Raw genomic sequence first — 12135 nt, 5'->3', positions numbered from 1 at the left:
GTGGGGCGGGCTGTGATTTGGGGCGTTTCAATGTCAATTTGTATGAATATATTTCATTGCCGGTCGGCAGTGCGCTTTGGCCTGGAATGGCCGATGAAGCGGGCCTATACGCCGTTTGGTGGTTGCGCGACTTTGTGCTGAAAACGCAGTCATCGTGACTCAAGTTCAGGGGACACGCCTTGATGGTTGCGCGCCGCGCGCGTTAGGGTGAAAAGGCCATTCAATTTGAGAGGAGATAGGTTTGTCCCTGAAAATCGCTATTCTTGGGGCCGGCCCCAGCGGGCTCGCACAACTTCGATCCTTTGTTTCCGCCCAACTTGCCGCGCATGAAGAAATGCCCGAAATCGTCTGCTTCGAGAAGCAGAGTGACCTCGGCGGCATGTGGAATTACACCTGGCGTACCGGCCTGGATAAACACGGTGAACCGGTGCACGGCAGCATGTATCGCTACCTCTGGTCCAACGGCCCGAAGGAGTGTTTGGAGTTTGCCGACTACTCCTTTGATGAGCACTTTGGCCGCGCCATTCCCTCCTACCCGCCGCGTGAAGTGCTGAAGAATTACGTGATGGGGCGCATTGAGCGCAAAGACGTGCGCAAATTCATCCGCTTTGAAACGGCCGTGCGTTGGGTCAGCTTTGACGAACACACGCAGCGCTTCAGCGTCACGGTGATGGACCACCAAACGGACCAGCTGCGCACCGAGGAATTCGATTTCGTGGTGGTGGCCACAGGGCACTTCTCCACGCCCAACGTGCCTTATTTCCCTGGCGTCGAGCGTTTCCCGGGGCGGGTGCTGCATGCCCATGACTTCCGCGATGCGCTGGAGTTCAAGGACAAAGATTTGCTGCTGGTCGGCAGCAGTTACTCGGCCGAAGACATTGGCACCCAATGCCACAAGTACGGCGCCAAGTCGGTGACCTTCAGCTATCGCTCCAGGCCGTTGGGTTACGACTGGCCGGCCGGTATTACCGAAGTACCGCTGCTGGAGCGCCTGGACGGCAACGTGGCGCATTTCAGTGACGGCAGCAGCAAAGTGGTGGATGCGATCATTCTGTGCACTGGCTACCAGCACAGTTTCCCGTTCCTACCGGATGACTTGCGCCTGCAGACGCACAACCGGCTTTACCCGCAGAGCCTGTACAAGGGCATCTTCTGGGAGAGCAACCCGCGGTTGATCTACCTCGGCATGCAGGATCAGTACTTCACCTTCAACATGTTCGATGCTCAGGCGTGGTATGCCCGGGATGTCATGCTGGGGCGGATCCCTTTACCGGATGCGCCGACCATGCAGGCGGACATGCAAGACTGGTTGGGCCGCGAAGAAGCCTTGGCAAACGCCAGTGCTGAAATCGATTTCCAGGCCGCTTATGTGCGTGATCTGCTGCAGCCGACCGACTATCCCGATTTTGCCGTCGAGGCCCAGGGCGAGTTGTTCAAGCGCTGGAAGCAGGACAAGAAGGTCGACATCATGGGCTATCGCAACCAGTGCTACACCTCGACCGTGACCGGTACTGCGGCTCCCGAGCTACCCGCGCCTTGGCTAGATATTCTCGATGACTCGCTCGAGCACTTCCTCAGCCATGACTACGCTGGTGCGGTTAGCGAGGCTAAAGAGCCGGCCTGAGTCTGAGTGATGGTGCTGGGCTGACTCGGCCGCTTCAGGTGGTCAGCGCCGCGTAGCAGGCTTGGTCGTCCGGGCTGCCCAGCTCGGCGGCCCGGCGATGATAGTCGATGGCCAGTGCGCGAATGCTCGGTTGCGCGGCTTGCAGCAGGGCGGCGCGGGTGCTGCGTAGAAAGTTCAGGTTGCCGCCCGTCAGTGCTTGCCGGAGCCACTGTTCGGCGTCTGCTGTTTGTCCCTGCGCAGCCAGCACGGCGGCCAGGCTGTACTGGCCGCGGAAGTCGCCTGCGGCGGCCGCGCACTGGTACCAGTAAAGCGCCTTGCGGGCATCCGCCGCGACGCCCAAGCCATCCTCGTAGCAACGTCCGCTCAGGTTCATTGACTTGGCATGCCCGGCTTGGGCCGCTTGCAGGTAAAGGCTGAAGGCGCGTTCGAGGTCCTGCTTTACCCCGCGTCCGGTGGCGAGCAGGTTGGCCAGGTTGTACAAGCCCCAATCCAGACCTTGGTCGGCCGCGTGTTGGTAATGCTCGGCGGCCAGCGTCGGGTCGGCTGGCACGGCCCAGCCGTGTTCATGGCAGCGGCCAAGCATGTTGTGCGCCATGGCGTTCTGTTGCGCAGCCGCGATGCGAAACCAGACCAGTGCCAGCGGTGCGTCGCGCTCTATGCCCTGGCCTTGCAACAGAGTCTGCCCGAGCATCACCTGAGCGTCGGGGTGGCCTGTAGCAGCGGCGGCCAGTATCGCCCGCGCGCGCTGACTGGGTGTGCCGGATAGCATCTGGGTCAGTTCTGCGGTGGTGATGGCGGCAGTGCCGCGCAGCGTGGCCATGCGCTTACAGGTCGGCCCAGCGGCGCAGAAGGTTGTGGTAGTTCCCGGTGAGCTGGATCAGTGCCGGGTGCTCCGGTACGTCGCGGGTCAGGTGCTGGATGGCTTGGTCCATGTCAAACAGTAGGCGGCGCTGGCCGTCGTCGCGGACCAGGCTTTGGGTCCAGAAAAATGCGGCCAAGCGGGTGCCGCGCGTGACGGGCTCGACTTTGTGCAGGCTGGTCGCCGGGTAGAGCACCAAGTCGCCAGCAGCGAACTTGACCCGTTGGGTGCCGTAGGTGTCCTCGATCACCAGCTCGCCACCGTCGTACGAGGCGGGGTCGCTGAAAAACAAGGTGGAGGAAATGTCTGTGCGCACCCGTTCCGCGCTGTTACGGACCTGGCGGATGGCGTTGTCGATGTGGAAGTCGAAACTGCCGCCCCCGGTGTAGCAATTGAATAGCGGTGGAAACACCTTGTGCGGCAGGGCCGCAGACATAAACAGCGGGTTACTCCACAGGCGCTGGAGCATGGCTTCGCCAATCTGCCGGGCGAGTGGATGGTCCTCGGCAAGCTGCAGGTTGTGCTTGGCTTTGGCCGACTGATAACCCGCTGTGGCTTTGCCATCAGCCCACTCGGCCTGTTCAAGCGCCGTGCGGATGGTGGCGACGTCCTCTTGGCTGAACACGCCGGGGATGTGTAGAAGCATGGTGAAAACCGCTGATTGAGAGCTGTTGGCAATGATAGGCATTCTCGATGAGATGTAACAGAGCTTTTCGGAATGTTTCAGAGTTATTAATAATCTAATTGATATTGCTTATCGTTTAGTCTAATTTCCGCCCCGCTCACAACTATCTCTGGGTGGAGAACACTTGATGTCTTGCACGACTACCGATCAATCGGCATTTACCCCGCGTTTTCTCGCCACTGCCGTCGGCGTGGCGCTGTCCGGCTTATCCGCGACCCAACAGGCACACGCTGAAGAGCCAAAGGGCGAAGCCTTGGTGCTCGATGCGGTGAATGTTGTAGGTCAGGCGATTGACGAAACCAGCTATCAGGTTGAGCGGGTGCAGTCGAGCAAGTACACCGCGCCGTTGGTTGATACCCCGCGTTCAGTCACCGTGGTGCCGCAGCAAGTGCTTAAAGACACCAACGCCCTCAGCCTGCAGGATGCACTGCGAACCGTGCCGGGCATCACCATGGGGGCGGGCGAGGGCGGTAACCCACAGGGCGACCGACCGTTTATCCGTGGCTTCGACTCGCAAGACAGCACCTACCTGGACGGCGTGCGGGATACCGCTTCACAAAGCCGTGAGATTTTTGCGGTTGAATCAATTGAGGTGGCCAAGGGCCCGAACTCCGCCATTGGCGGGCGTGGCGCGGCGGGCGGCAGCATCAACCTGGTCAGCAAAAAAGCCCATGTCGGTAATTCCTTCGACGGCGGCTTCACCTGGGGCTCCGACCAGACCCAGCGTTACACCTTGGATGGCAATTACCAGTTCAACGACAGCGCTGCTGGCCGCCTCAACCTGATGAGCCACGAAAGCAATGTGGCGGGTCGCGACAAGGTCAATTACGACCGCTGGGGGATCGCCCCGTCGCTGGCATTTGGCATGGGCACCTCGACCCGCCTCAACCTCGATTTCTACCACATGGAAAGCAACGACCTGCCGGACTCGGGGATCCCGTTCAGCATGAATTCGGGAGGCACTGCGCGCTCATCGGCTAATCCGGATAAGCCTGTTGATGGCGGCGATAGCAGTAACTTCTATGGCCTGACCGATCGCGACTTCCGTAAAACCCGCACCGACACCTTTACGATGGCGATCGAGCACGACCTGAACGATGCGCTGACCCTGAAAAACACCCTGCGCCATGGCAACAGCATGCAGGATTACATCCTTACCCAGCCGGATGACAGCAAAGGCAACGTGGTCAATGGCACGGTGTGGCGGCGGATCAACAGTCGGGTGAGCAATACGGCGACGACCACCAACCAGACCGACCTGTTTGGTGAGGTTTACCTTGGCGGCTTTAAGAACAACTTCTCCACCGGGATTGAATTGAGCCGAGAAGCCAGCAAACGATCCTCTTATTCGGTCAACACCGATACCACGCCGGCTACAGGTGGCCCGGCCAGCAACAACTGTCGGCCGACAATCATCGGTGCCCCTAGCGGTTACAACTGCACCTCGCTGGGCAACCCGAACCCTGATGACCCTTGGGCCGGTAGCCTTAGCCGTAACTATGCCGGTACCGACACCTCCAGCCGTACGCGTGCGCTTTATTTCTTCGACACCCTTGAGCTGGACCCGCAGTGGTTAGTGAACGCCGGGCTGCGTTACGACCACTTCGCCACCGACTCAAAAAGCTATGACGCTGACGGTGTGACCACCAGCAAAGGCGAAGACACCAGTGAGTTCGTCACCGGCCAGTTGGGCTTAGTGTTCAAGCCTGCCGACAACGGGAGCATCTATGTGTCCTACGCCACTTCTGCTACACCGCCGGGCTCGATGCTGGGTGAAGGGCAGGAAGGCAACGCGTTGACATCCACGTCGGCGCCGCTGGTTTCCAGTGACCTGCAGCCGGAAGAAACGCGCAACTACGAGATCGGCACCAAGTGGGATCTGCTGGCTAATCGGTTGTCGCTGACCGCCGCCATCTTCCGGACCGAGAAGACCAATGCGCGGGTGTTGGTGGCGGACAATACCTATGAAAACGCCGGTGAGACGCGTGTCGACGGCCTGGAGTTGAGCGCCAGCGGTCAGATCACCGACAAATGGCAAGTGTTCGCCGGTTATAGCTATCTCGACAGTGAGCTGGTGGATCCAGGCAAGGCGTCGGTGGGGCGTGGCGCGACAGTGGCCGCCGGGGAAAACCCCAACCAGGGGAATCAGCTGACCAATACGCCGAACCACAGCTTCACCCTGTGGACGACTTACGATGTCACGGACAAGTTCACCGTGGGCGGCGGCGCGTTCTACATGGATGAAGTGTTCGGCAACGCGGCCAACTCAGTGGTGCTGGATTCTTATGTGCGCTACGACGCAATGGCGAGCTACAAGTTGAGCAAACACGTCGACCTGCAACTCAATGTGCAGAACCTGACGAATGAGGTCTATTACGACAAGGCCTATACCCACTTCGCCAACCAGGCTGCTGGGCGGACCGCCTTGCTGAGTACCAACGTGCATTTCTAATCGGGCTTGAGCGTTAGCCAAGGCCGCCCTGTTCGCAGGGTGGCCTTTTGTTTGGCCGATGATTTTCTTGGCGGTCATCACGGTTGGCTGCTGGGTTTTAGGCGTCCGTCGGGTTTGCCGTGATGACGGCGCAGTGTGCACCTCAGGTAACCCGCAGCGGGTTAGCGAGTTACCTAGCGTGGAGCGGTTGCGGCTGTGAGTGGGCGGGTGTTTCCAGTGCTCACGTGGGGCGGCTAGTCGTACGCTAAAAGCGGGGTGGCGATGGTGTCACCTGTGCCGGCAAACAATGCCCAGGCGCTAAGCGCTTGGCTCAATACAGATCTCGCCGGTAGCGACCCTGTTCGGTGAGTTGCTCCAGCGCGTGGTCACCGAGCAGGTCGAGCAACACCTGATGCACCTCGCGTCCCATCCCTTCCAGGCTGCCGCAGACGTAGATGGCCGCGCCGCTGGCCAGCCAGTGACGCAGTTCGTCGGCAGCCTCGCGTAGCAGGTGCTGAACATAGCGTTTTGACGCGTGATCGCGCGAGAACGCCAGGTCCAAGCGTTCCAGATGGCCATCTTGCACCCAGGCCTGTAATTCGTCTTGGCAGAGGAAGTCATGCGTGCGATTGCGCTCTCCAAACAGCAGCCAGTTGCGGCTGTCGATCGTCAGGGCGCGCTCACGCAGATGGCTGCGTAAACCGGCCAGGCCGCTGCCATTGCCGATCAGGATCAGTGGCGTGTGGGCGGCAGGGCCGTGGAATGAGGGGTTCGTTCGAATACGCAAGGCGATGTTCTGGCCCGCCTCGGCGTAACAGCAGAGCCAGCCGGAGCCTATGCCGAGTTGTCCGTCGCGGTCGTGCACCTGCCGGACCAGCAGCTGCACGGCCGCGTCGCCGGGAATTGAGGCAATGGAGTATTCGCGATGAGCCAGCAGCGGCAGTTGCGCCAGCAGCTGTTCGCCGCTTAGCCCCTGCAAGGTCGTGCATTCGCTAGGGAGCTGGTGGCGGCTTAGGGCTTCATCCAGGCGACGCGCATCGGCCAGGATATGGGCGGGGTTCAGCGCCAGGGCGTGTAGCCATTGCTGCACCCGCTCGAGTGGGTGGCACGGCCCCACTTCGGCAATATCGCCCGCACGCCAGTGTTGTTCGCACGCCGGCGTAAGCGTCAGTTCATACAGCGGCGCGGCAGCGCTTGTGGGGTTTAGGCAGGCGCGGTGGCTGAGTTGCCACTCGCTAAACAGCGCCGGCTGCCAGTCGGTAAAGTGCTGGCCGCCCGCCAGGTGGTCGAGTTGTTGTTGCCAGTGGCGCAGTGTGCCGGCATCCGCTTTGTCCACCTCCAGGCGATCAAATAAACGGTTGGCGTGGCGCTGGTGCAGCAGGCGATCAATCCGTTCGCCAAAGCCGCAAAAGTGTTGATAGTCGCGGTCACCCAAGGCCAGTACGGCATAGTCCAGTGGGCTGAGGTCGAGGTGCGGGTCTTGCAGCAGGCGCTCGAAGCGCACGCCGTTATCCGGGGCTTCGCCTTCGCCATAGGTGCTCAGGACAAACAGTATGCGGCCCTGCAGGTGCTCTGGGTGCAGGTGCGCCAGGCTGATGACATGAGCCGGGGTGCCGGCCTCGCACAGTTGCTTGGCACTGCGTTCGGCCAGCGTTTGTGCGTGGCCGCTTTGGCTGGCATAGGCAACCCGTACGCCGTGATTAATAGGCTCAGCGACGGCGTGAGGCCGCTGGCGATAGCCGCACTGTGCGCAGAAACCCAGATAAGCCAGGGCAATCAGGCCCGCGCAAACCTCACGCGGCGGTTGTAGCCACAGCAGCAGCCAAGCCAGGAGCAGGCCGGCGACAAGCGGCCAGTAGCGCAGAACAGTGGGGCGGAGCATGCGGTAACGTCCAGGAGCAGTTTTGCTGGGGCGGGTGATCGGCCGGTGCCGGGTGGCTGCGCAGGCGCATCAGCGGCGCGCTCAATAAGCGATGCATGACCTTCGGCACAAGCCGCTCAGCGAACGGCTTGTGCCGAAGGAACAGGCCAACAGCTGGCCTGTTCCACATGCGCTTATTGCGGCAACACTTCCAGCGTGGTGCTGTACACCGCACGGCGCTCGGTGGCCGGCGCTTTTACCCCGTCCTGGGTGGTCAGCTCGGCTTCCAGCCAATACATGCCAGCCGTCGGCCAGGTGATGCTGAAGGCCCCTTTGGCGTCGGTTTTGAGGGCGATCTCGCCACTCTGATCGCGGTAGCGGTTACCGCCGGGGATCACGCTGACGTCCACCGCGGCGGCGGGTTTGCCATCCAGAAGCAGGACGAATTGAGCCTCCTCACCGGCGAACAGGTCATTGGGGTGAGTGATCGGGGCCAGTTCCAGGCCGACGCCGGTGGTTTTCAATACGCTGTTGGTCGGCTGGCCGGAGGTTACGAACACCTCCATGCGGCTGCTGCTCTGGCTGACCTTCAGGTCTTTGGCTTTGGCTGGCACCTGGGCGGCGAAGTCTTCGGCCTTGCCCATCCAGCGCTGGTTCTGCTCGCCATCCTTCCAGCGTGCGGTCAGGCCGCTGTTGGCCACTGCCAGCTTATAGGTGCCTTTCTGCGTCAGGTGCACATCGAAGGTGCTGCGGTAGCGACCGACATTGCCGAACTCGGCTTGGCCGGCGCTGCCGTCAGGCGTCAGGATCAGCAATGTGCTGGCCGGGCGGCGCATCGGTGGTTTAGCGGTTTTCGGGCCGGGCTGAGCGGGTTTGGCGGCGGTCGCTGCTTGGTCTTGCTGGCCACGCGGAGCCAGTTGCAGGGGCTTGCCGATGCCTTCCAGTTGCAGCGGGAAATGCTCGAAGTAGAACAGGTCATTGGAGACTGCTGCATCGACGGTGATCCACGGGTCTTCACCGGACAGTACGGTTGCCGAAGGCAGCATCCAGGCACGGTGCGCCTGGGCGGAAAGCGGCAGGCAGACGGCCAGCGCCAGGGTGGTCCATTTGATCATCGGGGTCATGGCAACTTCCTTGGTCAGGGTTTGAGTTTCAGGCTAATGGCACCCAGTTCGCTGGTGCCTTGGACGTGGGTGCTGGCGGCTTGCTGGATCGGCCACTGGAAGGGCACGCGCAGCAGTTCGCGGCCACCGACTTCCCGTGCGGCTTCGACCACCACGCGGTACTCGCCGGCAGGCAGGTCTTTGAACGCGGGGGCTTGGTCGCTGAAACTCAAGCTTTGTTGGCCCGCAGCCTTGGTTGCGCCGCTGATGCCGTCCACCGGCATCTCCAGGCTGCGGCCGCTGCGGCGCCACCATTGGCGCATGTCCTTGAGCCATTTTTCGCCTTCTTTGTTGGCCATCTTGCCGTCATACCAAACGGCCAGGTTGGCCACGTGGCTCTGGTCTGGGCGTTCAACCCAGATGGCGACATAGGGGCGGTGGTACTCGGCCACCTGCAGGCGCGGGATTTCAACCGCAATGTCCAGGCTGGCGGCAAAAGCCGGTGCGCTGAACAGCGCGGCCAGGGGCAACAAGTGTTTACGCATAGCAATATTCCTTAGTGAATAAACAGCAGCGCGAGCAGGGCGGGCAACACCAGCCCCAGTAGCACCACTGGCCAGGTGCTGCGGCGATTTGAGGCGTAGCGCTGCAGCAGCAACAGGCCGCTGAGGCTGAAAATTACGCAGAGCCCGGCAAATACATCGATAAACCATGACCAGGCGTTGCCGGTATTGCGGCCCTTGTGCAGGTCGTTGAGGTAGGCAATCCAGCCGCGGTCGGTGGACTCGAACTCCAGTGCGCCCGAGTCGATATCCAGACTCAGCCAGGCGTCGCCGCCGGGGCGCGGCAGGCCGATATACAACTCGCCATCCGACCATTCGGCATCACGGCCATCCAGGCGAATTGGTAGCTCGGCTTGCAGCCACTGGCGCAGGGCTAACGGTAAACCTTGGGTGGGCGGTTGCGCTTGCAGCGCGGCCTGTAGGGCTTCGGGCAAGTGCGCCTGATGGTTGATAACCTGCGGTTTAACCTCGATCTGCGCGGCGTGGTTGAGGGTGATGCCGGTGACCGCAAACAGCAGCATGCCAACCAGGCACAGTGCAGAACTGATCCAGTGCCATTGGCGCAGGGTGCCAAACCAGGGACGCATGGGGATCCTATATCGCGATATTGAGCGAATAATTTGGCTGCTATGCAGCGGTTTAACGAGCGCGGATTTTAAGGGGTATTCGAGGTTGAATACTAATAATTTACCAATAACATACATTCGCGTCTTTGCAGGTGAGCCTCACTGTCCTATGCAAAAGCCCGCCAGCCGTTGAGGGCTGCGGGCTTTTATTCAGGCGATCAACCAGGGGTTAAAAGGTGAGGTTGGCCGACAGCCAGAGACGACGGCCTTCTTCCAGAACGCCAGTGGTGGACTGAGTGCTCTGGATATAGTCGGTGCCGTAAGCCACACCGTTAGCTGCACCGTTATTACCAAAGGTGGTGTATGCCTTGCCGTTGACGAAGTCCTTATCCAGCAGGTTGTAGATGCTGGCGTTCAGCGTCAGGTTTTCCGTGGCTTTGAAAGAGCCGCCCAAGTGGAACAGCGTGTAAGCCTTGGTGTTCTTGCCCAGGGTGTCGTAGATCGACTGGTTGGTGGAGTAGCTGCCGTTGCTGTTGGCTAGGTTTTCGTACGTGGAGGTGAAGCGCGCACGCTCACCGCGGTACTCGCTCTTCAACCACAGAGTGAGGCGGTCGGTGGTTTGCCAGTTGAGTTTGGCGTTGGCCAGGTGTTTTGCTGTGTTGGTCAGGGGCTCGCCCTTATTGTCGCCGCTCTTTTGCTCGCTGTCGGTATAGGTGTAGTTGCCGCTTAGGGTCCAGGCCGGCGCGAACTGCCAACTGGCTGCCAGTTCTAGGCCTTGAGTGACGGCCTCATCGATATTGATCTGCTGTGAGCAGGTACCGCCGCTGTTACCCGCACACAGCAGGTCGGTGACGGGGTCACCGCTGGCGATCTTGTCCTTGAACTTGTTATGAAACAGCGTGGCGTTGGCCTTGAAGCCGGACAGGCTGTCGAAGTACATACCAAATTCGGTGCTAGTGGTGGTCTCCGGTTCCAGCTCCGGGTTACCAATGGTGGTGATGGTGCCCTGGCCCGTGACGCCATTAATGCCGCTGTGCAGATCGTTCAGGTCTGGAGTGCGATAACCACGGCTGATGCCACCTTTTAGGGTCCAGTTATCAGTGGTGTTCCAAACCAGGTAGGCGCGAGGGCTGACATGCCCGCCGAATGTTTCGTGGTCGTCGTAGCGCGCGCCCAGCGTCAGGGCTAGGTCATCACGCAGGCGCCATTCGTCCTCGGCAAATACTGCCCACGTTTTTTGCTCGAAATCATCCAGGGCTATGCCGTCGGTCATCTCGGCTTTCCACCACTGGCCACCGATGGTGCTGATATGGGATTCGCCAATAGGTGCAACCAGTTTGGTATCGAGTACCAGATTGGTCGTCTTCAGGTCGCGGTCATCGCCAATCAGGGTGCCGGGGATGCCGGCACTGTTACCGATGACATTGCCAGGAATGGTGCGGCCGAGGGTTTCGGTGGTGTTATGCATCAAGCTGGACTCGAGCGTACCGAAGCCGAGGCGAGCCGTATGGGTGAGGGCGATCTGTTCACGCTCGAAGCGCAGTTCATCGGTATAACCGTTGGCGGTGGTCGTATTGGTTGTGCAGGAGCGGTCCTGGCCATCGAGGGTGCCCAGTTGACACTCGTCGTTGTTATACGCCTGCCGCCCGCGCTCCACATCCAGGCCAAAGTCGTGATTCTCATGGGGCGTCAGGGTCAGGCGTGCGCCCAAGGTGTTGTTATCCCCCTCGACGGGCGATGGGCCGCGTGCGCTGACGTCGATGCCGTCGCCGTAGCTTAGGGTTGACTCTTCACGGCTAAACAAGCTGCCGCGTACCTGCAGGCCGAGCAGGCCGTCGATCAGCGGGCCGCTGGCGAAGACGCTGGTGTTGCGGGTGTCACCGAAGTCGCGGTGTTCATGATAGGTGTAATCCTGGGTCAGGGAGCCGGTCCACTCGGTGGCTACTTTCTTGGTGATGATGTTGACCACACCGCCCATGGCGTCGGAGCCGTACAGGGTCGACATTGGGCCACGGATCACTTCTATGCGCTCGATTGCCGACAGCGGCGGCATAAAGCTGGTGGAGGTTTCGCCGAAGCCGTTGGGGGTGACGTTGCCCGCGGCGTTCTGCCGGCGACCGTCAATCAAAATCAGGGTGTACTGGCTGGGCATGCCGCGAATGCTGATGTTCAGGCCGCCGGTCTTGCCAGTGCTTTGGCCGATGTCGATGCCTTCCACGTCGCCTAGCGCCTGCGCCAGGTTGTTGTAACGTTTCTGTTGCAGGTCTTGGCTGCTGATAACGCTGATGCTGGCCGGCGCATCGGTGATTTTCTGCTCGAAGCCTGATGCTGAAACCACCACATCGCTCAAGGTCACAGGTTGATTGGCGTAGGCGCTGGTTGTCAGGGTGGTAGCCAGTGTGACGGCGCTAGCTAGGGCGGTGCGAGAGCAGGCGGGACGCAT

Annotated in this window: 9 protein-coding genes; 2 read left to right on the top strand and 7 right to left on the bottom strand. The window is 60.7% G+C overall.

What is annotated here, in order from left to right:
• The first annotated feature begins 241 nt into the window (after window positions 1–241).
• Window positions 242–1624 (top strand): NAD(P)-binding domain-containing protein, encoded by a 1383-nt coding sequence (locus ACEPAJ_RS18330; RefSeq protein ID WP_425916811.1) that lies wholly within the window; start codon window positions 242–244, stop codon window positions 1622–1624.
• 34 nt (window positions 1625–1658) lie between these two features.
• Here ACEPAJ_RS18330 and ACEPAJ_RS18325 read toward each other — a convergent pair whose 3' ends face one another.
• The gene (locus tag ACEPAJ_RS18325; protein ID WP_425916809.1) at window positions 1659–2444 is read right to left on the bottom strand and encodes a tetratricopeptide repeat protein; all 786 of its coding nucleotides are present in this window, start codon (window positions 2442–2444) and stop codon (window positions 1659–1661) included.
• Window positions 2445–2448: 4 nt separating this feature from the next.
• Complete coding sequence (locus tag ACEPAJ_RS18320) at window positions 2449–3129, bottom strand: Fe2+-dependent dioxygenase (RefSeq protein WP_322950218.1); 681 nt, start codon at window positions 3127–3129, stop codon at window positions 2449–2451.
• 166 nt (window positions 3130–3295) lie between these two features.
• Between ACEPAJ_RS18320 and ACEPAJ_RS18315 the strand changes: the two genes are divergently transcribed.
• Window positions 3296–5620 (top strand): TonB-dependent receptor, encoded by a 2325-nt coding sequence (locus tag ACEPAJ_RS18315; protein ID WP_425916807.1) that lies wholly within the window; start codon window positions 3296–3298, stop codon window positions 5618–5620.
• A gap of 310 nt (window positions 5621–5930) precedes the next feature.
• Here ACEPAJ_RS18315 and ACEPAJ_RS18310 read toward each other — a convergent pair whose 3' ends face one another.
• From ACEPAJ_RS18310 to ACEPAJ_RS18290, 5 genes are all read right to left on the bottom strand, one after another.
• The gene (locus tag ACEPAJ_RS18310) at window positions 5931–7481 is read right to left on the bottom strand and encodes a sulfite reductase subunit alpha (RefSeq protein WP_425916805.1); all 1551 of its coding nucleotides are present in this window, start codon (window positions 7479–7481) and stop codon (window positions 5931–5933) included.
• Window positions 7482–7654: 173 nt separating this feature from the next.
• Window positions 7655–8584 (bottom strand): DUF4198 domain-containing protein, encoded by a 930-nt coding sequence (locus ACEPAJ_RS18305; RefSeq protein WP_425916804.1) that lies wholly within the window; start codon window positions 8582–8584, stop codon window positions 7655–7657.
• A gap of 14 nt (window positions 8585–8598) precedes the next feature.
• Entirely contained in the window at window positions 8599–9108 is a 510-nt protein-coding gene (locus ACEPAJ_RS18300; RefSeq protein WP_425916802.1) for a DUF2271 domain-containing protein, read from the bottom strand.
• A gap of 11 nt (window positions 9109–9119) precedes the next feature.
• Window positions 9120–9713, bottom strand: coding sequence for a PepSY-associated TM helix domain-containing protein (locus ACEPAJ_RS18295; protein ID WP_425916800.1), 594 nt, complete (start codon window positions 9711–9713; stop codon window positions 9120–9122).
• A gap of 208 nt (window positions 9714–9921) precedes the next feature.
• On the bottom strand, window positions 9922–12135 hold the full coding sequence (locus ACEPAJ_RS18290) for a TonB-dependent receptor domain-containing protein (RefSeq protein ID WP_425916798.1): 2214 nt from the start codon (window positions 12133–12135) through the stop codon (window positions 9922–9924).

The sequence above is a fragment of the Pseudomonas sp. GWSMS-1 genome (genome assembly GCF_049847425.1).
Taxonomy (GTDB): Bacteria; Pseudomonadota; Gammaproteobacteria; order Pseudomonadales; family Pseudomonadaceae; genus Aquipseudomonas.
The sequence above is the reverse complement of the archived record's forward strand: the minus strand, read 5'-3'. Positions and strand labels throughout refer to the sequence as shown.